20 protein-coding genes are annotated in these 20,599 nt (G+C 38.6%); 6 read left to right on the top strand and 14 right to left on the bottom strand.

Going from position 1 to position 20,599, the window contains the following annotated elements; all coding sequences use genetic code 11:
- Window positions 1-80 precede the first annotated feature (80 nt).
- Window positions 81-1,682, bottom strand: a complete 1,602-nt coding sequence (locus ACIQ0C_RS15995; protein ID WP_403061641.1) for a long-chain-fatty-acid--CoA ligase — start codon at window positions 1,680-1,682, stop codon at window positions 81-83.
- 699 nt (window positions 1,683-2,381) lie between these two features.
- Between ACIQ0C_RS15995 and ACIQ0C_RS15990 the strand changes: the two genes are divergently transcribed.
- The 4 genes from ACIQ0C_RS15990 (at window position 2,382) to ACIQ0C_RS15975 (ending at window position 7,191) form a co-directional block, all read left to right on the top strand.
- Complete coding sequence (locus tag ACIQ0C_RS15990) at window positions 2,382-3,770, top strand: aminotransferase-like domain-containing protein (protein ID WP_403061638.1); 1,389 nt, start codon at window positions 2,382-2,384, stop codon at window positions 3,768-3,770.
- A 108-nt stretch (window positions 3,771-3,878) separates the two neighbouring features.
- Window positions 3,879-5,183 carry an MFS transporter gene (locus tag ACIQ0C_RS15985; protein ID WP_403061635.1) on the top strand — a complete coding sequence of 435 codons (1,305 nt, stop codon included), beginning with the start codon at window positions 3,879-3,881 and terminating at the stop codon, window positions 5,181-5,183.
- A 118-nt stretch (window positions 5,184-5,301) separates the two neighbouring features.
- Window positions 5,302-6,504 (top strand): aminotransferase-like domain-containing protein, encoded by a 1,203-nt coding sequence (locus tag ACIQ0C_RS15980; protein ID WP_403061632.1) that lies wholly within the window; start codon window positions 5,302-5,304, stop codon window positions 6,502-6,504.
- A 279-nt stretch (window positions 6,505-6,783) separates the two neighbouring features.
- Window positions 6,784-7,191, top strand: a complete 408-nt coding sequence (locus tag ACIQ0C_RS15975) for an Hsp20 family protein (protein WP_403061629.1) — start codon at window positions 6,784-6,786, stop codon at window positions 7,189-7,191.
- 67 nt (window positions 7,192-7,258) lie between these two features.
- Here the strand turns inward: ACIQ0C_RS15975 and ACIQ0C_RS15970 are convergent, their stop codons facing one another.
- The 8 genes from ACIQ0C_RS15970 to ACIQ0C_RS15935 form a co-directional block, all read right to left on the bottom strand.
- A complete protein-coding gene (locus tag ACIQ0C_RS15970; RefSeq protein WP_403061626.1) occupies window positions 7,259-10,390 on the bottom strand; it encodes an SbcC/MukB-like Walker B domain-containing protein in 3,132 nt (1,043 codons plus the stop codon).
- The gene (locus ACIQ0C_RS15965) at window positions 10,387-11,532 is read right to left on the bottom strand and encodes an exonuclease SbcCD subunit D (protein ID WP_403061623.1); all 1,146 of its coding nucleotides are present in this window, start codon (window positions 11,530-11,532) and stop codon (window positions 10,387-10,389) included. The genes ACIQ0C_RS15970 and ACIQ0C_RS15965 overlap by 4 nt, the downstream gene beginning before the upstream one ends.
- A gap of 162 nt (window positions 11,533-11,694) precedes the next feature.
- Window positions 11,695-12,123 carry a DUF2621 domain-containing protein gene (locus ACIQ0C_RS15960; protein ID WP_034312903.1) on the bottom strand — a complete coding sequence of 143 codons (429 nt, stop codon included), beginning with the start codon at window positions 12,121-12,123 and terminating at the stop codon, window positions 11,695-11,697.
- A gap of 80 nt (window positions 12,124-12,203) precedes the next feature.
- Window positions 12,204-12,509 (bottom strand): DUF3219 family protein, encoded by a 306-nt coding sequence (locus tag ACIQ0C_RS15955; protein ID WP_403061620.1) that lies wholly within the window; start codon window positions 12,507-12,509, stop codon window positions 12,204-12,206.
- A gap of 128 nt (window positions 12,510-12,637) precedes the next feature.
- Window positions 12,638-12,865, bottom strand: coding sequence for a sulfurtransferase TusA family protein (locus tag ACIQ0C_RS15950; RefSeq protein WP_048685981.1), 228 nt, complete (start codon window positions 12,863-12,865; stop codon window positions 12,638-12,640).
- 42 nt (window positions 12,866-12,907) lie between these two features.
- Window positions 12,908-13,963 carry a YeeE/YedE thiosulfate transporter family protein gene (locus ACIQ0C_RS15945; protein ID WP_403061617.1) on the bottom strand — a complete coding sequence of 352 codons (1,056 nt, stop codon included), beginning with the start codon at window positions 13,961-13,963 and terminating at the stop codon, window positions 12,908-12,910.
- Window positions 13,964-14,126: 163 nt separating this feature from the next.
- Entirely contained in the window at window positions 14,127-14,603 is a 477-nt protein-coding gene (locus ACIQ0C_RS15940) for a CcdC family protein (RefSeq protein ID WP_305161405.1), read from the bottom strand.
- A 317-nt stretch (window positions 14,604-14,920) separates the two neighbouring features.
- Complete coding sequence (locus ACIQ0C_RS15935) at window positions 14,921-15,628, bottom strand: cytochrome c biogenesis protein CcdA (RefSeq protein ID WP_402840790.1); 708 nt, start codon at window positions 15,626-15,628, stop codon at window positions 14,921-14,923.
- A gap of 246 nt (window positions 15,629-15,874) precedes the next feature.
- Here ACIQ0C_RS15935 and ACIQ0C_RS15930 point away from each other — a divergent pair, with 246 nt between their 5' ends.
- Window positions 15,875-16,048 carry a Spo0E family sporulation regulatory protein-aspartic acid phosphatase gene (locus tag ACIQ0C_RS15930; protein WP_402840788.1) on the top strand — a complete coding sequence of 58 codons (174 nt, stop codon included), beginning with the start codon at window positions 15,875-15,877 and terminating at the stop codon, window positions 16,046-16,048.
- Window positions 16,049-16,129: 81 nt separating this feature from the next.
- On the opposite strand, the gene ACIQ0C_RS15925 is transcribed toward ACIQ0C_RS15930, so the two are convergent.
- Window positions 16,130-16,339, bottom strand: a complete 210-nt coding sequence (locus ACIQ0C_RS15925) for a hypothetical protein (protein ID WP_403061614.1) — start codon at window positions 16,337-16,339, stop codon at window positions 16,130-16,132.
- A gap of 440 nt (window positions 16,340-16,779) precedes the next feature.
- On the opposite strand from ACIQ0C_RS15925, the gene ACIQ0C_RS15920 reads away from it, so the two are divergent.
- Window positions 16,780-17,178 carry a DoxX family protein gene (locus tag ACIQ0C_RS15920; protein WP_214749530.1) on the top strand — a complete coding sequence of 133 codons (399 nt, stop codon included), beginning with the start codon at window positions 16,780-16,782 and terminating at the stop codon, window positions 17,176-17,178.
- Window positions 17,179-18,048: 870 nt separating this feature from the next.
- Here ACIQ0C_RS15920 and ACIQ0C_RS15915 read toward each other — a convergent pair.
- The 4 genes from ACIQ0C_RS15915 to ACIQ0C_RS15900 form a co-directional block, all read right to left on the bottom strand.
- Window positions 18,049-19,170, bottom strand: a complete 1,122-nt coding sequence (locus tag ACIQ0C_RS15915; protein ID WP_403061611.1) for an NADH-dependent flavin oxidoreductase — start codon at window positions 19,168-19,170, stop codon at window positions 18,049-18,051.
- 81 nt (window positions 19,171-19,251) lie between these two features.
- Window positions 19,252-19,566, bottom strand: a complete 315-nt coding sequence (trxA, locus tag ACIQ0C_RS15910; RefSeq protein ID WP_403061608.1) for a thioredoxin — start codon at window positions 19,564-19,566, stop codon at window positions 19,252-19,254.
- Window positions 19,567-19,621: 55 nt separating this feature from the next.
- The gene (locus ACIQ0C_RS15905; protein WP_403061605.1) at window positions 19,622-19,996 is read right to left on the bottom strand and encodes an IDEAL domain-containing protein; all 375 of its coding nucleotides are present in this window, start codon (window positions 19,994-19,996) and stop codon (window positions 19,622-19,624) included.
- A gap of 100 nt (window positions 19,997-20,096) precedes the next feature.
- Window positions 20,097-20,516 carry an RrF2 family transcriptional regulator gene (locus tag ACIQ0C_RS15900; protein ID WP_034312932.1) on the bottom strand — a complete coding sequence of 140 codons (420 nt, stop codon included), beginning with the start codon at window positions 20,514-20,516 and terminating at the stop codon, window positions 20,097-20,099.
- Window positions 20,517-20,599 lie beyond the last annotated feature (83 nt).

Raw genomic sequence — 20,599 nt, 5'->3', positions numbered from 1 at the left:
TACTTTATTTTTGTTCGCAAACTGGCAGACCATCCAAAGTATGTTTCGACTTAGATGGTTGGAACCACATTTCCCCTCTTTCAATCCTTTTCTAATTCCTCTTTAACTAACAATCTTTTTAATAGTTTACCCACTGTATTTCGCGGAAGTTCTTTTCTCAATTCAAATACTTTTGGTACCTTATATGGCGTCAATTGGGAATAACAATATCCTTCTATTTCTTCAAGATCCACGGAAGCGCTTTCTTTAGGTACGATGAATGCTTTCACTATTTCTCCTTTTTCTTTATGGGGGATGCCAACCACAGCTGCCTCTTTAATTGCCGGATGTTCATACAGAACCCCTTCTACCTCCTGCGGGTAAATATTGAATCCTCCGACGATGATCATTTCTTTTTTCCTGCCGACGATATAGAAATATCCTTCGTCATCCATCACAGCAAGATCTCCAGTATATAGCCAATCATTCTGTAAGGCCTTTTTGGTTTCGGCTTCGTTATTCCAATAACCCTTCATGATTTGCGGACCTTTTATGAGCAACTCCCCGACGCATGTGTTAGGCACTTCATTATTTTCATCGTCAATGATCATACAGTCCGTGCCTGGAAAAGGGATGCCAATGCTTCCTATTTTCCTTTTTCCGAAAGGCGGATTACGATGAGTGGAAGGTGAAGCCTCCGACAAACCGAAACCCTCTCCGATTTTGGCGCCGGTCAGCTCCTCAAATCGCTTAATTACTTCAACCGGCAGCGGCGCCGATCCACTAGAACAACTTTTTAAACAATTCAGTCCATAGTTTTCAATTCCTGGATGATTGACGAAAGCGTTATACATCTTTGGAACTCCTGGAAAGAAAGTCGGACGATACTTTTTTATTTTTGCAAGTACATCTTCAAGTTCGAATTTAGGAAATAAGAGGATGGCAGCTCCAATATAGATACCTAGATTCATTGCACTTGTCATTGCATAAACATGATAAAGAGGCGTTGCTGCCAAAACTATTTCTTCACCAGGTTTCAGGGAATCCCCATACATTTCAAAGCTCTGCATGACATTGGAGGTTAAATTATGGTGAGTAAGCATGACACCCTTCATCTTCCCAGTGGTGCCGCCAGTATATTGGATGACTGCAGTATCTTCATGCGGGCTTATCACTTCGGGCTTCTTGATGGCATCCCCGGTTTCAATCATCATTTGAAGGGAATAAGAGCCATTATGATCATTTTTCGTATCAATGCAAACATCAAATTCATATATCGTTTTCGTTTCTTCGATTGTATTTGCGGCCGTTTGGTCAAATACAATATTCTTGGTATCCGAGTCAATTAAAATTTGCAATAGTTCGCGCGGTTTATACATAGGATTTATTTGTACAACCAACAGACCTAGCGCCTGGGCAGCATAATAACTGATTATGAAATAAGGGTGGTTGGCCATCATCAGTCCAATCCGTTCACCTTTAACAAAGCCCATTTCTCTCCATTTACCTGCAAGTTTGTCTACCTGCATTTTTAGATTCTTATAATCCATGGACTTGTCTTCATAAATGATGGCTGTATGGTGTGGAAACTTACCCGCTGTTATATCAAGCAGTGAATAGACGGATATTTCCGGTAGATTCATAGATTTCATTCTTTCAACATACCATTGCTCCCATGGTTTATTTATCGTTTTTCGCACCATATATCCCTCCCCACATAAACGAATTTCATATCGTGCATGTTTGTTTTATACTTATTATTATGATTATGCAACTCGCATGCCAAGTCCCATTTTTATGAAAAAAGCGCTTATCATTAAGAACAGTCAATTCATTAATGAATTTTATTCACAAATAATGCCTTTCTATAGAGGATTCATCGAAATGCCCATAATTCATTTTTGAATTTAAACAAACTCAGCTTTGATTGCTTATATAACAGTATTGAAAAGTTGGTTTTTACCATAGTATAGATTATCCCTACTCATAAAACGTGATTTAGACTTTATCTATGGTGTATTAAAAAAAAAAATTCGAAAAGCCCATCCAGCTAAGGATGGGCTTTTCGAATTTTATTAAAACTTTGCCTACGAGTAAATTATATACTAAATCTATAGCTCAACTTCCATTCCTGTATTTTTAGCTTTTACGGATTCCTAGATAGATTTTTTCGCCGTTCCAAGAATCATCCTCTAGGTTGGAAGGAATTTTAATCGAGCTCTATATTAAAGCTATATTTGGTGTGAATAAATAATATAGTTGTTTATAAAATAAGACCCGATATTATTGCTGGCAATTTAGTAAAAACAATTGCTACTCAGATATTCGTTAAAGGGTTAAGAAAAGTTTAATTGTTTTATAAATGGCACAATCATATAATTGTATGAAAAAGGATGCGTATCATGCCAATTAATTCTTTTGAAAACTATCCGATGAGCTGGAAGCCATCGATTGATAAAAATGAAAAGCCTATTTATCAAGCACTAGCAGGGCAATTGGAACAGGATATTTTAAACGGAGTTTTATTACCTGGAACAAAACTTCCTCCACAGCGAGAACTAGCCGATTATTTAGATTTGAATTTGAGTACCATTTCAAAAGCGTTTAAAGTGTGTGAGTTAAAGGGCTTGTTAAGTGCAACTGTTGGAAGTGGCACATTTGTATCGTATGATGCGTTATCGAATGCGTATTTACTTGAAGATACAAAGCCGAAGCATTTAATTGAAATGGGAGCGACACTACCAGATAATGCTTCTTACGAGCCACTGCTACTTCAACTGAAAAGTATGCTGCAAGAGACAGATTTTGAAAAATGGTTTGGTTATGGTCGAGCAGGCGAAAGCCTTTGGCAAAAGGATGCAGCTATAAAGTTAATCCAAAGAGGTGGGTTTGAAACAACAGTTGATCACATTTTATTTGCAAATGGGGGTCAAAATGCGATTGCTGCCACACTGGCGAGTCTTTGTAAGCCTGGAGATCGTATTGGTGTTGATCATCATACTTACCCTGGTTTAAAAACTGTTGCTGCGATGCTTAGTGTGCAAATAGTGCCGATAAAATCAGAGAACTATGAAATGAGTCCAACTGCCTTTGAATATGCGTGTAAAAATGACAATATCAAAGGCATTTACTTGATCCCGGATTATCATAACCCGACAGCTTCCTTCATGTCTGTTGAGAATCGAAAAATGATTGCAGCAATTGCCAAAAAGTATAAACAGTTCATTATTGAAGATGCATCGTACCATCTTCTCAACAAAAAACCACTTCCAGCAGTCGCATCATTTACTCCAGAACAGGTCATCTATATTGCAAGTTTATCTAAATCATTAGCACCAGGGTTGCGTCTGGCCTATGTAGCAGTACCGAGTCAATTCAAGGAGCCAATTTCAAAGGCACTTTATAATTTAAATATAACCGTTTCCCCGTTACTAGCAGAACTTACAGCACGTATGATTGTATCGAATCAATTTGAAGTCTTAATTGAGGGTCATCGGGAACAAACTATTCGCAGAAACCAAGTCGTAAATCGATATTTGGCAGACTATACGTGTTTAGGTGTGGAAACAGGCATCTTTCGTTGGTTGCTATTACCAGGCAAGATTACAGGTGCTGAATTTGAAACGTTAGCTGCACAGCAGGGGGTGCAAGTGTATGCAGCTGAACGTTTTGTAGTCGGAAATAGTTGTCCAGAGAGGGCTGTAAGGGTTTCTGTCTGTGCACCGGAAACGCTTGAAGAGCTTGAGCGAGGATTGATTATCCTGGAACGTTTACTAAACGATTTTACGTAATATTGTTCGCCATACAATTATAATATTGTATGGCTTTTTTACGAGTGTTATGATGATTCAAATCCAGTTATATTAAATGGAATTAGCTTTCTAGAAAGGAAGGTTGTTATGTTACATAAAGATAGTGTAAAGGAGTTGGACGTCCAATCGGCTTTGTTACAAGGTTACATTAGTTCTTCAGAAAAACAACAACAATTATATAAAAGAACATTAATTGTTGTTGTAATATCCCAAATTTTTGGAGGAGCAGGACTTGCTGCAGGAATAACAGTGGGGGCTCTTATAGCCCAAGACATGCTAGGTACAGATAGTGTATCGGGAATTCCTACGGCGTTATTTACTTTAGGGTCAGCAGGGGCGGCACTACTTGTGGGACGTCTTTCTCAGCGGTTTGGACGTCGTTCTGGACTTGCGACAGGATTTTTGGCTGGAGGCATCGGCGCCATTGGTGTAGTCATTTCAGCATTAACAAATAGCATTCTACTTTTATTTATATCGCTGCTTATCTATGGGGCTGGATCAGCAACCAACTTACAAGCACGCTACGCAGGAACTGACTTTGCAAACTCAACACAAAGGGCGAAGGCTATTAGTATGGCCATGGTTTCCACCACATTCGGTGCAGTTGCAGGCCCAAACCTGGTGGATGTAATGGGTGAGTTTGCGGTATCCAAAGGAATTCCTTCTTTAGCTGGTCCATTTATATTAGCTGCTGCAGCTTATATACTTGCTGGTTTAGTTCTGTTAATTTTACTTCGTCCTGATCCCTTTATTGTTGCTAAAGCACTATCAGATGCTCAAAGAAAAACCAGTAATTTACCTTTAGAGGGAAATTCTCATACGTTATCGGTAAACAGGCGAGGAATTTTTGCAGGAGCATCAGTAATGGTTCTAACTCAATTTGTGATGACGGCAATTATGACGATGACACCCATACATATGGGACACCATGGACATGGTTTGAATGAAGTAGGGCTTGTCATTGGATTTCACATAGGTGCTATGTTTTTTCCTTCATTAGTAACTGGTTTTCTTGTTGATAAAATTGGCCGTTCTGCTATGGCCATTGCTTCTGCCGTTACGCTACTTGCTTCAGGCATTCTAGCTGCTATGGGACCTGCTGATTCGATGGTAGTCCTCATTACAGCACTTGCTTTACTTGGACTTGGCTGGAATTTTGGTTTAATTAGCGGCACAGCAATCCTAGTGGATGCAACTCCACCATCCACTAGTGCTAAAACGCAGGGTTCTGTAGATGTTTGGATTGCTTTGTCAGGAGCATTGGGAGGAGGCTTATCAGGAATCATCGTAGCACATTCTAGTTATGCAACCCTAACAATTGCTGGTGCTGTGCTTTCATTACTGCTTATTCCATTTGTTATTTGGGCAGGCGTCAATCAGAGTAAGGTCTAACCATATTAAAATAACTGAAAATTCAATATTTAACTAGAGTAAAGATAGCCTATTAGACTTTTAAATTAATTGTTAAACGTAACCAATTGCAAAAAAAAAAAAAAGGGAATGGTTATAGATGAAAAATAAATTTGCGGAGAGAGCTCGTTTAGTAAAATCTTCTGAGACACGTGAAATATTAAAAGTAACAGAAAGACCAGAAGTCATCTCTTTTGCAGGAGGCCTGCCAGCTCCAGAGTTGTTTCCTGTAGAAAATCTTAAGCATGCTTGCAATGCTGTATTGGATGAAGAAGGTGCAGCTTCTCTTCAATATGGTACGACTGAAGGATATATTCCTTTAAGAGAAGCTATTAGTCAAAGAATGAAAGATATTGGGATCAACTCCACTATTGAAAATGTTCTTATCACATCAGGGTCCCAGCAAGCAATCGACCTTACTGGAAGATTATTTATCAATGAGGGAGAAACCATTATTTGTGAAAGCCCAACCTATCTTGCAGCAATTAACGTATTCAAGTCATACGATGCCAAATTTGTTGAAGTAGTTATGGATGATGATGGAATGGTTATGGAAGAGCTGGAGAAAAAGCTGCAAAAGCATCCTAACACAAAATTCATCTATACTATTCCAGATTTCCAAAACCCTACAGGTCGCACATTAAAACTCGAAAGACGAAAAAGAATGATTGAGCTTGCCAATCAATATGATGTACTGATTGTAGAGGATAATCCCTATGGGGCCGTAAGATTCGCTGGAGAGGAACTCCCCCCTGTGAAACATTTTGACACAGAGAACAGAGTAATTTATATAAGCACATTCTCTAAGATTTTCACTCCCGGTCTTCGGCTTGGATGGATATGTGCAGACGAAACTTTCATTGAAAAGTATGTTGCTTTTAAGCAAACAGCTGACTTACATACGGACAGCCTTGCTCAAAGAATTACAGCTAAGTATTTGGAAATTTACGATATGGAAGAGCACATAAATAAAATCAAAGCAGTATATAAAACAAGATGTATAGAGATGATGCGCAGTATTGAAGAATTTTTCCCAAAGAACTTGTCTTATAGTAAGCCGGAAGGTGGTTTATTTATTTGGGTCGAGCTTCCTGAGGGCATTGATTCAAGGCATATATTTACAGAGTGCTTAAAAAATAATGTTGCTTGTGTTCCTGGTACCCCATTTTTTCCAAATGGTACACAAAAAAATACATTACGTTTAAATTACTCCAATATGTCTAAAGAGAAGATTATTGAAGGGATAAAGCGTATGGGAGAAGTATTACATCGTGAATTGAAAAAAGAATTAACTCTTTTATGATTCAGAGCCGATACTCAGTCCGAGGAAGACACACAAATAAACAATGTATCGTGCCATGTTTTATACTTTTAAAGTTTCTGCAGATGCTGTTATCCTAGCACCGCAAACTACTTTTGGATTCCCTTTAATACCCACACCATCGTTCCTTTGCCTTGGTTGCTTTTACATTTTTTTGACCACTTTTCCGAAAACTTTTTATCATCACCATTTTCACTTTTTCAATCACCATTCTTCATGCTCCAACATATAATACCTCAAAGGAAAACCGGGGGTATCAACATGCAAGACAATCAACATGGATCGCAAATGACTGAGGTTGAAAAGTTTGATGAATGGGTAAAAAGTTTTTTTCTGGATCCGGAAACTTGTGCGTTGGATCATCAACTTTTTTCAATTGATATATACGAAAGTGACGATGAGTATATGGTGGAAGCGGTTTTGGAAAACCATGATGTGAAAGATATAAAAGTTTGCCTATGTGATAATGAGCTATCGATCATCGTTGACGATACAGATAAGCATGTACTTGAAAAAAAAGAAGATACACTACCCACACAGAGAAAGATCCCTTTCCCCTTTTCGATTTGCTCACGAAGAATTACCGCTGAATTCTCGAATCCAATATTGGTGATTCGCATCCATAAGTTTTCCCCCGGAAAAACAGCTGAAGATATTAACATTGAGTAGTTCGTTCATAAAAATAAAAAGAATGGCCTAGGGAACCACTTCCCCCTTAGCCATTCTTTTTTCTTGATTATCCAGCAAAATAAAAGGACGTTCGACTTCCATTTTGTGTCGAAATGACTTGAAGCTGTGCATCGATTCTTTCTTTCAATTCCGGGACATGGGAAATTATCCCCACCAATCTCCCAGTGCTTTGTATATCCATTAATGCTTCAATCGCATGATCAAGAGATTCAGGGTCGAGCGTACCGAAACCTTCATCGATGAACATCGTTTCGAGTGAAATTCCGCCAGCATTCTGCTGGACAACATCCGCAAGACCCAAAGCAAGTGCAAGTGATGCCTTAAAGCTCTCGCCTCCCGAAAGGGTTTTGACATGCCTTTCATGCCCTGTATATTGGTCATACACAGATAACTCCAGACCGCTCTGGATATTCCTGCGTGTAGGATCAAGCTTTCGCAACAGCTGATACCTGCCGCTTGTCATTTTCAGCAGTCTTGAATTGGCTTCTTTTAGGATATCATCTAAAAAGGCTGCCAGTACATATCGTTCAAAAGTTATTTTGAAGGAGTTTTGACCTTTGGAAATCTCAGACAGATGACCGACGATACTGTACCTTTCATCTAAACTTTTCTGATCTTCCCTGATTTGCGCCAATTTCCTTTCGATTTCTTCGTTAGTCCGTTTGTCAGCCTGCAACTCATTCTGTTTTTGGCGTAACGACTCCAATTCTTCATCTATGAAATCGAAAGTCTTTTTCAATCCTTCAAGATCCGGTTTGGTCACATCTTTTAATTTCATTTCCAAATCATGAAACAGACTTAAAACACTTTGCCAATTTTGATTATACTGCTGAACTTGGTCCTCCAAATTTCCAAGAGCCGGTTCCGATATTTTTGCTGCCTTATATTCTTTATAATTGGAAAAACCTTGATTGGTCATATCCGCAATTAACTTTTCCCGCTCCTCTTGCAATTCTGTATTTAAAGCCTCTATATTGCCACTTAGGGATTCTTTTTTTGCAATGATGGCCGATTCTCTTTCCTTCACCAGTTGAAGGTTTTTTTGTGCATCTTCCAAGGCCGATTGTAAGCGTTTCTGTGTATTTACAGCCATTTGATAAGCTGCATTATATTCTTCCTCTGTCCGTATTCCGTCTGGCAGGGAATCGGTTAATCCTGTTAGTTTTGTAGAGTTTTCAATATACCTGGTTTTCCCTTGGTCCTCTTTTCTCTCTAAAGAGATCAGATTTTCCTTTAACTGGGATGCTTTCTCTTTTAAATCCAGCAACCTTTTTTCCAGATCATTGAATACAGACTTTTTCCGCATCAATTCTTTTAGCTGCTCTTGCAGCACTTTTCCTTTTTGTACAAACTGCAGCAAATGCTCATCAATATCTTCATCCCTAAACTCCGGCATGTCATTTTGTAAGTCACTAAGCTTTTCTTGTGAAGACTCTAACAGTGCATCATATTTGGATTTCGCTTGATAATATTCACTTTCCGCTTGGCTTTTTTGTTGTTCCGCCATTTTCAGCTTGTTTTCTTGCTCTTTCAATTCCAAATCCGTCGGCATATGCTCATGCATTTGCGCTGGTTTAGGATGACTTTGAGAACCGCATACAGGACAATTTTCTCCAGAGTGCAGCATGGAAGCAAGCATACCAGCTTGGCCTGATCGCCAGTTTCGGTTCAGGGTTTCCAGTTTTTCCTTCTCCTGAATTTGTATTCTTTGTAACTCCTGGAACCGATTATTCTTTTCATCCAGAACTCGTTTCGTATTCTGGATTTCAAAAAGAACTTCTTGAAGCTTTTGAATTTTCGATAAAGCTGAATTATTTCTTTCTGCTTCAATTTCCTGATCACGATAAAGAACAGCCGCTTTTTCCGCTTCTGTTTTTTCTTGAGCGACTTTCTCAGCTTCCGCTTCGATCGACAGATGTTCCGAAACAGTTTTTTCACGAAGTCGTTTACAAGTTTGCCACTCTTTTTCATCTAAGGTAACTTGTGCTTTTAGGCTTGTAAAAGTCATGACAGCCTCTTTTACCTGTTCAAGCTGATGAACAGTTCGGACTGCCTGCTCCCTTTCATTTTCCTTCAACATTTCCTTATCATAGGAATCCTGCTTCTCCATGCGTTCAGTTCGTAACTTCTCGGACTGCTCACTTAACTTTTGAAGTTCGGCATTCGCATCTTGCACTTGTTTGCCAATTCGCAAATAGTATTGTTCCTGCTTTTCTAGTGAAGCCGCTTTGTGTGCCATTTTTATTTGGACTTTCACTAATTCCATTTCTGGCAGCTTTGCTTCAAGGGCCTCCTTTTCTTTTCGCAGTTTTTCTTTTTCCGAAAATCGATTTAATAAATCGACAGCTTTTGAAAGCTCTTGATTTACTTGATCACGAGCTTTTTGCTTTTCCTGTATTTGTTTATTTATATCCTCGTTTTTTTCTGTTGCTTGCAAAATGACTTCCTCTAACAATGGCAAGATCTGCTGTTCATTAGGCTCTTCCCCTTGTAATTGCGCCTGCAGCTCTTCATGATTGCCAGGATGGATGCCTTTCATTAATTCAATTCGCCGCTGAGCACTTTTTTCGCTTTGCCTTCTTAGGATGGAAGCCTCTTCTTTTAATTTTTCTTCTATTCGTTTATAAAGTTCAGTATGGAATAATTTTTGGAGAATCTGTTCTTTATCCTTACTGTCGGAAGTTAACAGTTTTCGGAATTCATTTTGTGGAATCATCAGGATTTGCCGGAATTGGTTCGCATCAAGTCCAATGAGTACTTTTATTTTTTCTTCAACTTCCCGTACATTTGCACCCAGCAATTTTTTTCCTTCGGCCAATATCTCATATAATTCTGCCTTTGCTCCAACCGTTGTTGTTCCTTCACCTGCTTTTTTCTTCCGTTCCTGCTGCGGTGACCGGGTCACCAAATACTTTTTTCCCCGCAGGGTAAATTGTAACGAGACTTCCGTCAACATATCATCTTCGGCAAACTGACTTCGCAAATCTTGCCCGCTTCGATCTTCGCCGCTCGCTTTTCCATATATCGCAAAACTAATCCCATCAAATATCGTTGTTTTCCCTGCGCCTGTCTTTCCAGAAATGACAAACATGGTCCGTTCTCCAAGGGAATTAAAGTCAATGGTTTCCCTTCCTGCATATGGTCCGAATGCCTGCATCGTTAAAATATCCGGTCTCATTTCAAAGCCTCCTCTTTCTTAACGGCTTCAATTACCGAAACCATCAAATCCAGCTTTTGTGAATCAAAATCCCTATCTGTCATTTCTTGATAAAACGTTTCAAACAGGTCCAATTCTGATTTCCGTTCATCTTTTACAGAAGTGAAGGAATTTTTTCTCCTAAGGTCGGCCAAATCCCATTTTCGCTCCAGATGAAGTACGTTCGGATAAATCTGACGCAAGCGGTTAATAGGATCGATGAGTGCACCCTCATCATTTAGTGTTATTTTCAAATAGTCATCCCTGTTTTGCGATTGATAGAAAGCGGGATCAAGCAACTCTTCCATAACCCCGGATATTTCCCTCATATCGAATTTGGGTGTCAAAGAACGATAGCGTATATTAAAGCTTCCATCTTCTTGCATATCGACGATGGAAAGAGATTTATTCTGCTTGGCCTCGGAAAAAGAATATTTTAATAGTGACCCAGAGTAAAACACCTTAGGATGACGTATCGCGTCTGGACTATGTAAATGCCCAAGTGCCGTATAATCGAACGCATCGAATAAGTCGGATGAAACACAGCCGGAACCACCTACCGACAAGACCCTTTCCGAATCACTCGTTTTTCCGCCTAATACAAAAGCATGTCCTACAAAGACATTCGGCTCATCCATATTGAAATTCTCGGCTATCGTTCCGGTTATCCGTTTCATCGCTTCTTGATGGGAATGGATACTATCATCTTCAAAAAGATGGCGGACCGTCCCAGGTTCCGCATATGGAACGCAATAAAAGTTCACGCCCTTGATGCGAACCGGCTCACATGTTTTTGTCAATTTCCCATGAATGTATAACTGACTATGACGATACCATGATGAACCGAATGCGAGTCTTTCCGCAGAATCATGGTTTCCCGATATCGCAACGATCGGTGTATTCATTTTCACATTAATCGTATAAAGGATTTCATCAAGAAGCTCCACCGCTTCAGTCGGCGGAACGGAACGATCATATAGATCACCGGCAATCACGACCGCATCCGGTTTTTCCTCTTCGACAATTTCTATGAATTGCAAGAGTGCATGCCTTTGGTCATCTGTCATATGTACCCCGTGCACGATTTTCCCTAAATGCCAATCGGCCGTATGGATAAATTTCATAGTTTCACTCCGTCCTAATTTTTACTTACTATTATTATATCAAAAATTTAACGAATAGCATGGTTTGGGTACAAACGTTCTAATTTTTACCACACTGCTCCATTCTTTTGTATGATTCAAAATGAAAAAAGCATACTCCAATAGAGTATGCTTTTTTCATCATTAGCTGAATAAGTGTTCATATGGACCCATATTCACCTTTCTTTCAGCTAATTTTTTTTGCAAAAATTTATGGTCTCGCTTTGGTGTGGCAATGATATAGCCGCGTATCACTAAATCTTCCGTAATATCGCCCGCTTTTTCCTTTAGCGCCAACTCCCCGATTTTCCCCGCGATTTTATGACGTGCAACATCACGAAAAAGTTCTGGCACAGGACTCACTAAATCTTCCAGTAATTCCTTTTGCTGCTTTGACCATAAGTGCTTTGTTTGGTCCAAATAGTATTCTTCCCAATCCATATCGGATTTCCCATCTTCTTTGGGAAATCTTTTCAGGAACTTTCGAAACATGAAAAAGCCACCTATGCTCATCAATATAATTAAAAGGGCTACCCAAAATAGAATGAACCATAAAAACCATCCGCTAAGCAAAGTACCACCTCATATGTATAGAATGATCGTCACTATTATTATAGACAGTAACCCATATCTTTACAAGACTGGCAATGCAATCATTCTTGACCGTTCACTTCCAGCAAGACGAGCGAAAAATCCCCCACCGCATTTTCTTCATATAAATTCGTGACAGAAGTTGCATAGTTAAAGATCTCAGCTCTAAACTCCTCGTTTGACTGCGGAATCTTTAAATCAAATACCATTTGATATAGCAGTGTAGTAATATCATGATATTCACTATGTGTGACCTTGAAATTGAAACTGACTTTTCTGATTTCCTTACCTTCAGAATCCTTTACATTTTCAGAAAGAAAATCAGTAACATGCAGTGAAACATCGTTTAAAATGACCTCATCTACCATTATCAACATCTCCTTAATAAAGTGGTTAAAGACATGTTATCACTAGAAACTTTCAGCGCCAAACATTCAGCCTTGTAAAATAAAAAACGTGCACAGGAAACCCGAGCACGTTTTTTATTCCATTCAAATTACTTTCCCTTTTTCACGATTATACGCCATTTAGCGTCATCGATTTGCTCAAACTCCGTGATTTCATGACCTTCGGTAGCAGCCCAGCGGGGAATGCTTTCCGTTGCTTGTGTGCAATCGAAATTAATGATCAATTCCTCTCCTTTTGCCATGTCCACTATCGCTTCTTTTGCTTCCACTAAAGGGAATGGACATACCATTCCAGTCGTTTCCAATACTTTTGCCATTTATATTCCACTCCTTGATCATAAAATTAATTGGCCCGTATCTTAAACCGCTTTGGATGCAGCCGCTGCCTGCTTTTGCTTGCGGATGATCGTGAAATAAGTTGCTACCCACGTACCAAGCAAGAAAAAGACAATCGCGATCCAACCTTGCCAGGCAAATAGCGCCGAGTTCACCAGACCATTTCCGATTGTGCATCCCCCGGCAACACTTGCACCGAATCCCATGGTTACACCGCCAATCGCATTGTTACGTAACGTTTTCATATCTGGCAAACGCCAACGGAATTCCCCGCTCCCTTTGGCTGCAATGAAAGCACCAAGGAAAATGCCCAATACCAAAAACGTCCCCCAATCGATTAACGCATTATCTCCTGTTATAAGGAAAGTTAAAATGTTCGCGGAAGGTGCTGTAATTCCAAGTCCGAACATCCGGCCTGTCATGGCACTTAGCGGCCATGCCACGATTGCAATAATGCCAACCAATAATGCTGTAACAAAAGGATGCCAACGTTTCTCGAATAAGATGTGGGCCAATCCCGTTTTTTTCGGTTTCATTTTAAAAATTGGCAGTTTCGGTTTTCTCAATTCACGAATCACCAATATGCCAACCAAGAGTGTCACGATAATCACAAGCACCCAAGGCGAAACATTTAACGTTTCATGAATATACGTATCATTTGTACGATAAGATAACAGATTATCTCCCGCCACTTTCCATACACCATATTTCGTCATTGCTGCCCCTAACATATATCCAAAAAGGGCAACCCAACTTCCGATCATGCCCTCTCCGGCACGATACCATGTTCCAGTGGCGCAACCTCCTGCCAGAACCATACCAATACCAAAAATAAAGCCACCCACAATTGTTCCCAACCATGGAAAACCATCATTTCCAAACTGAATGACCCCTGTATCATTCAATGCATAAACACCAATACTCTGTATCGCTATAACAACAAATGTAGCCAAAAACATCCGTCCATCTTTAGCTAAAATCAAATCTCGATATGCACCAACAACACAGAAACGGCCTCTTTGAAGCACAAATCCCAGCAGTAAACCACAAATAATCCCGAACACAATCATTTGTAACATGTACCGTTTCCTCCTTAGTAAAATAATAATACTAATATAATATAATCCGGATGAAATTACTAGGTTTTTATATTGATTTTTTTCTCATGAAAAGTTTCCGGGCAAATGAAAAACCCGAGTCATTATGAATAACGACTCAGGTTTTTTTAATATCATCTGATTATCACACCATACTGCTTCCACCAAAACTTGCTGCTTTAACTTTCTTATATTGGTAAAGCATGGCAATTCTCCACGGAACGATCATCGCAAAAGCAAGCAAGAAAAACATTCCGCTCAATACACCTATTTCAATCGTGCTTCCCAGCATCAGTTTTGCCACCAGTCGAATCACCATGAGACCAATCAATATGAATATGAACGCTTTAGAGCGCAGAATATAAATTTTTTCATCTCTTACTTCAAATTTAGATGTTTTAATCAATAAGATGGAAAATAACATCCCTGCAACAAGAGCCTCCAACAATTCGTATCGAGTGACCCTAAACATCGGGAAAATAAACATCAAGGCACCCGTACTCATAAACAGCGGCGGTAAAATGATCTTCTTTTCATTCACTGGTTTTTTCGTTTCCTTCATCCGTAATATGAAAACACCTATAGCCATCACAATCGCTATACCTGTTGATATATAAATCATCTCTTAACCATCCCTTTAAACTAAAAATAGGTAAGTACCATTAAAAATTATATATGACTTCAATTTATAAACAAAGTATATATTACCTATTTGAGATAAACAAGGAGGTGTTATTAATTAAGCTCGCTTTTGATGCTTCCAATACCCCGCCCTTGACAAAAGGCTTGACGATTAAACCTTGCGCCCCGGCTTCCATAGCCTTCGTCGACCATTTTATTTGTGACTGACCTTATACCCAAAATCAACGAAATTGACACCATATCACCTAATAGCAGGCAATAAACTAGAATTTTATTGAAAAAATAACTTATTATGGACTAAAAACCTGTGAAGCCACCGAATAGTCTAGACAGGACTGCAATTATTTTGGTCATCCAATCAAAAAACAAAATCACACCCATTACAATCATCAAGTATCCGCCAATCTTCATGATGTATTGGCTGTACTTTTTGATCCATTTCAATTTTCCGACAAAGAAGGATAATATGAAGAACGGTATGGCAAATCCTAAAATATAGGCAGTCATATAGCTCATGGCAGCACTAGGATTAGTAGCACCCAATGAAATGACAGCACCTAATAGCGGACCTGCACAAGGGGTCCATCCAGCGGCAAAGGCAAGTCCAATAAGAATGGAACCTATATATCCGCTAGGTCGGTTCTTGAATTCAAAACGACTGTCTTTCATCAGAGATTTCGGCTGAAAGATTCCTACAATGAATAAGCCAAAAATGATAATCAGGATGGCACCAATCTGACGAATTAATTCTTTGTAATCCGAGAAAAAAGAACCTAGGTATGATGTGCTAAAACCTATTGCAATAAAAACCAGGGAAAACCCAAGAAGAAAGAATAAAGTATGCAGCATGCTCCTTCTTTGGAGCATGGCGTTCTCGGATTTGATTTCGCCAACACTCATTCCAGTGATATAAGATAAAAAGGCCGGATATAGAGGTAAGCAGCATGGCGAAATAAAACTCAGGAATCCCGCCCCAAAAGCTAAAAACATATTAATATCATTCAAATAAGCTCACTCCTATGTATGTCAACCTATAAACATTGTAACAAATAAGATAAAAAAATACATTTATGGAACTGTGAATATTTCATGACAACCAATTGCTTATAACTGGAAGGGCGACGGGCTAAGTTAACTTATTTGAATTCATTAGTCCAAGCCGATATAATTGTTATATTCATACATATTTTACAACGAACACATAAATTAAGGGTACCTTGAAATAAATGTTGGGGCCAGAAAGGAAATATAATGGCTAAAAAGAATGAATTTCTCGAACAGATTGAATTAAAGAGAAATGAACTTATCAAAATTGTCGCTAAAGATGGTTTAAACTCGCATGTTGCCGTTGAATATAGCCAGCAACTTGATCAATTATTAAATAAATATAATGAACTTTTTTATAAAACCGGTACAAATCTTTAATCCAGTACATCTCCCATTGATAACCACATAAGTTATTATATGATTTATTTCGCTGTCACTTTCCCCTTTTTACATTATTTCTCAATTAGGATACTTAGGCATGACCATATAAAAAAAACAGGCAACCGCCATGGGCACTGCCTGTTTTCCTGTTTTTCCATTTAAAATGATGAATATGAATCTTTTTGCAATATCAACATCGGATGTCGGTGCATAATTTGTCACTATTAGAACAGTACGAACGGAACAGTGATCACTAGACTTCCTACCCTTATGCCACCTGGTGTGCATGTTGTTATATCCTCGACGGCGGTCTCAATTGAGTACCATATATAATGATTACGAGTAAAAGTGGAAATTTACAAGTAAATGCGCGGAACTCACGAGTAACAGTGTGTAATTTATGCGTAAGATGTATGTTACAGGGAGGCATTCGTTTAAGAGATATGCCTTACAAATAAAAGGAACAGTTTTTTCTCCCCTATAGTAAAAAAACAGAAAAAATGTATTTATTTTTAATTCATCCAAGAAACCTTTCCTATCCTCGTTCCTTATCCTAGAAGACAATCATTCAAATTAAAATGATAAAAAATTGTGTTTGACAAATCGCTCAAAAAATATTATCTTTAATTAAAGATAAATTAACTCGAGATAATATAGTTTGTTTTTTTAACATAAATCTCGATTTAAAGATATCTAAATTCAAAATACATTCCAGGAGGAATCATAAAATGATTGGTATTGGTTTATTGGTTATACGTGTAGTAATAGGGTTATCATTTGTTGGACATGGAGCTCAAAAATTATTTGGATGGTTTGGCGGTCATGGCTTGAAAGGTACAGGCGGCTGGTTTGATTCGATTGGCATGAAGCCAGGTGTTACGATGGCCCTATTTGCGGGTCTATCTGAACTTATTGGCGGAGCTTTATTTGCTTTAGGTCTCCTTACACCCTTTGCAGGTATATTAATTGCACTTACAATGCTCGTTGCAATCGTTAAAGTCCATGGAGCAAATGGCTACTGGGCAACTCAAAACGGTTATGAATATAATCTTGCCATTCTTGCAGTGGCGATTGGCATAGCGCTAACCGGAGCTGGACCATATTCACTTGATTCCTTTCTATTTTAAGGAAGCTTGGGTTTTATAATCCCTACATTATGAAAACACGGAGTTGGATAAACCACTCCGAGTTTTTACTTTTTCCCCATTGTTCAGAAATTTTTCTATTGGTTATCAAAGCATAAAGGGTATATCGGACAATACGTATATGTTCCTACATCAAATAATGGGAAAATAAACATTAAAATAACGTATGGTCATAAAAGAATTTCTGGTACACCTTCTGTGTCAGTCTAACCGGCCGGTTTATCAATTACACCAAATAAAACTACAGATACAAGGTCATATGCATTAACGCTGTCTATTTGATCTGTTGTTAGAAAGGGGGAGCATGAGGCAAATCATTATTAATTTCATTTTCATTCTAATCATATCAGTGATCTTATTTTTTATCTTTAGCTATGATGCATCTTTAGTTGAACATTTTATATTGTCACTTTTACTTATCATTTCACTGCAAATATCTTTGATATTAGCTATTCTGTTAAAAAGAAGATAACACCAGAAAGCAGCCTTTAATTAATGGTTGCTCTTCTTGTGTTACCAACGTCCTTCCTAACCTTTTCCACGCGTTCCGTAAAGAAAACCCCTTTCCCCACCAAAATTCCCGAAAGTATCTGCCGTTGATCTTAATTGCCAGTCAATGAAAATTCGTAAATCTCTCCCCATTTTTATTTTCCGAAACAGCTTAGAAATAGAATGCTCAGTTATTCATTCTTAAGGATTCAATTTGAAAACCACTTATTAGATTCTCACTCATATAAATGACTCTTCCATAAACATAAAAAAAACCGGTTAAGAACACTTTTATATGTGTTCCTTAACCGGGGTTATATGAAAATTATGCATTTTTTATTTCTCTAATAGATGAACGTCTATTTATTCAATCCCCGGAAACCATCCTGGAGAGTGGATGATCGCTTGCCATAATGGTTCTGGAATATCAAGTTGCTGCTGATTTTCTTTGTTTATTTTTGTCACGATTTCAGCTTCCCTGCCTTGTTCCACTTTTTGTACCCATTCAGGATCAATTATGATTTCACGGCCTAATGCGATTAACGGAATCCCCGATTGCAGTGCTTTGATCGCATCATCCGCTGTATAGATTGAACCAACACCAATTAAGGGAACTTGATCTCCGATACGTTCTTTAATGATCTCTATCCGAGGTCGGTCAACATCGGTTCCCCGTCTTACTTTCGACCAGAAATCCATTAATGAAACATGAAGATAATCCAGATCCTTTGTTACAAGTCCATCAATTAATGCAAGTGTATCATCCATGGTTATTCCTGGTGATTCCGGCTCTTCCGGTGAAAAACGATATCCTACGATGAACGGATTCTTGGCATGTTCAGCAACAGCCTTTTTCACTTCATCCACAACAGCTAATGGAAAAGTCAGGCGCTTTTCAAGGGAACCGCCCCACTTGTCTTCACGACGGTTCGAATGAGGCGAAAAAAATTGCTGTAGCAAGTAACCATTTGCACCGTGAATCTCGACACCGTCAAATCCCGCTTCAATGGCACGTCGGGTGGTTTCACCAAAGTCGAGAATGATTGATTCTATTTCCTTTTCAGATAGGGGACGCGGAACCGCTTTCCCTTCGCCTTCCGATGGGATGTTGCTTGCACTGACAACATCCCCATTTACCAATTCCGGTGGAACCTCTCGGCCGCCATGAAAAATCTGAAGAATTGCCTTTGCCCCTTTCGTTTTAATCGCTGATGCCAAACGGCTTAGACTAGGTATCAATTCATCCTGATCTCCGCCAAATTCCCCATGAAAACCTTTGCCATTAGCCGTCACGTAAGTACATGCCGTTATAACCATACCGACCCCGCTTGACCGACGTTCATAATAGTAAACTTCGGCGTCGGTTACAGTCCCGTCAGGATTAGAAGAGAAATTTGTCATAGGTGCCATCACCAATCGATTTTTCAATTCTAATTTCTTTCCTAAATTGAACGATTCAAATAATGGTGTATATTGAGATTTCATTTAGTAATCCTCCATTTTGTTACCCACGTTGGTTAGTATAAGTCCTTCATTCACAATATCATCCGCGTATTATAATTATAATCATGCATACTTTGCGATTAATGCCGAAATGGCTTCTTTTGGCTGGAAGCCAATAGCTTGATCTACCTTTTCTCCATCTTTGAATAGAATAAGAGCGGGAATTCCCATCACTCCATATTCGCTCGTCGTATCTGAATTTTCATCCACATTAAGTTTAACGATCTTAACCTGATCACCCATTTCCTCATCGATTTCATTAAGAACTGGGGCAATCATTTTACACGGACCGCACCACGGGGCCCAAAAATCAACCAATACTAAACCTTCCTTGATCTCACTAGCAAAATTATCATCTGTAACATGTTCTATTGTCATGATCATTTCCTCCTTGTATTATCCGAAATATTTATGATCTTTACTCACCATTTATTTAAAGTTTTGCAATTCTATTTCCCGGGATAAGAACCTCTGATTTCCTGGCACTTATTTTCGGGTGGATTTTGATGGATTCCAATTTACCGGATAACTCCATAAACCATGTTTCATCTTTAGAAAGTAACGCCAGATCAATTAAGGCCAAAAGATGAGTTTCGTTACTGATTTCTAGATCCGGCAGTTTTTCAGTCCATTTACTCGGAATCCAAATCGATTTTCCAACCACTTTTTCATTGTCACTTTCAACCACATTCACTTTAACGATTTCTCGATTATCACTTACGGTTTCAACGAAACCATGGATAAGTTCCCCATCTCTTGATTTTCCCTGTACCCAATCCCCATTTTTGAATAGATTGTTTTCAACCATTTCCTTAGCACCCCTTTTATGTTCATTTAATATTAAAACTATAGTTATTAACTGTATTAATAAAATATACATTTTGTGCAAAGAAAAAACTAAATCAATATCACGGACATTGTTTAATTTTTTCCAAAAATGTGCTGAGAGTTATATCTTCTAAATATTTTTCAAAATATAATTCAGCTTCATCAAATATTTGATCCATGACTACCTGGGTATTTGAAGATATGACACATTTTTTCTCAGGATCACCTGTACACCACTTTGGTTTCAGGGTTCCATGTGAGACCGCAATATATATATCCGCCAAACTTACCTCTTCAGGGTTACAGTCTAGAATATAGCCTCCGCCCACACCTTCTTTAGTCTTAACAAATCCCTTTTTTCTTAAGCTGCTCATCATTTTCCGAATCCTAGCCGAGTTTGTACAAACGTTTTCTGCGATAGACTCACTGCTTGCCATATGATCTGGTAGATAAGCTAAATAGACCAAACTATGCACAGCTATTGTAAAATCACTATTCACTTTACTTATCCTCCTTAAGGAGATTACTGTAATATTAATATTTACAGTTGATAAAGTCAAATCAAAAAACTCAACAGCTTCCT

The sequence above is a fragment of the Peribacillus sp. NPDC096448 genome (assembly GCF_044762675.1).
Classification (GTDB): domain Bacteria; phylum Bacillota; class Bacilli; order Bacillales; family DSM-1321; genus Peribacillus; species Peribacillus frigoritolerans_B.
This window is presented reverse-complemented; position numbering and strand designations above follow the sequence as displayed.

Excerpts from the sequence above, each read along its gene's own strand:
- ACIQ0C_RS15990 (WP_403061638.1), top strand. The coding sequence starts at position 2,382 with ATGCCAATTAATTCTTTTGAAAACTATCCGATGAGCTGGAAGCCATCG.
- ACIQ0C_RS15965 (WP_403061623.1), bottom strand. The coding sequence starts at position 11,532 with ATGAAATTTATCCATACGGCCGATTGGCATTTAGGGAAAATCGTGCAC.
- ACIQ0C_RS15940 (WP_305161405.1), bottom strand. The coding sequence starts at position 14,603 with ATGATTTATATATCAACAGGTATAGCGATTGTGATGGCTATAGGTGTT.
- ACIQ0C_RS15985 (WP_403061635.1), top strand. The coding sequence starts at position 3,879 with ATGTTACATAAAGATAGTGTAAAGGAGTTGGACGTCCAATCGGCTTTG.
- ACIQ0C_RS15995 (WP_403061641.1), bottom strand. The coding sequence starts at position 1,682 with ATGGTGCGAAAAACGATAAATAAACCATGGGAGCAATGGTATGTTGAA.
- ACIQ0C_RS15915 (WP_403061611.1), bottom strand. The coding sequence starts at position 19,170 with ATGAAATCTCAATATACACCATTATTTGAATCGTTCAATTTAGGAAAG.
- ACIQ0C_RS15950 (WP_048685981.1), bottom strand. The coding sequence starts at position 12,865 with ATGGCAAAAGTATTGGAAACGACTGGAATGGTATGTCCATTCCCTTTA.
- ACIQ0C_RS15975 (WP_403061629.1), top strand. The coding sequence starts at position 6,784 with ATGCAAGACAATCAACATGGATCGCAAATGACTGAGGTTGAAAAGTTT.
- ACIQ0C_RS15925 (WP_403061614.1), bottom strand. The coding sequence starts at position 16,339 with ATGCACACCAGGTGGCATAAGGGTAGGAAGTCTAGTGATCACTGTTCC.
- ACIQ0C_RS15920 (WP_214749530.1), top strand. The coding sequence starts at position 16,780 with ATGATTGGTATTGGTTTATTGGTTATACGTGTAGTAATAGGGTTATCA.
- ACIQ0C_RS15930 (WP_402840788.1), top strand. The coding sequence starts at position 15,875 with ATGGCTAAAAAGAATGAATTTCTCGAACAGATTGAATTAAAGAGAAAT.
- trxA (WP_403061608.1), bottom strand. The coding sequence starts at position 19,566 with ATGACAATAGAACATGTTACAGATGATAATTTTGCTAGTGAGATCAAG.
- ACIQ0C_RS15980 (WP_403061632.1), top strand. The coding sequence starts at position 5,302 with ATGAAAAATAAATTTGCGGAGAGAGCTCGTTTAGTAAAATCTTCTGAG.
- ACIQ0C_RS15905 (WP_403061605.1), bottom strand. The coding sequence starts at position 19,996 with ATGGTTGAAAACAATCTATTCAAAAATGGGGATTGGGTACAGGGAAAA.
- ACIQ0C_RS15955 (WP_403061620.1), bottom strand. The coding sequence starts at position 12,509 with ATGGTAGATGAGGTCATTTTAAACGATGTTTCACTGCATGTTACTGAT.
- ACIQ0C_RS15945 (WP_403061617.1), bottom strand. The coding sequence starts at position 13,963 with ATGTTACAAATGATTGTGTTCGGGATTATTTGTGGTTTACTGCTGGGA.
- ACIQ0C_RS15970 (WP_403061626.1), bottom strand. The coding sequence starts at position 10,390 with ATGAGACCGGATATTTTAACGATGCAGGCATTCGGACCATATGCAGGA.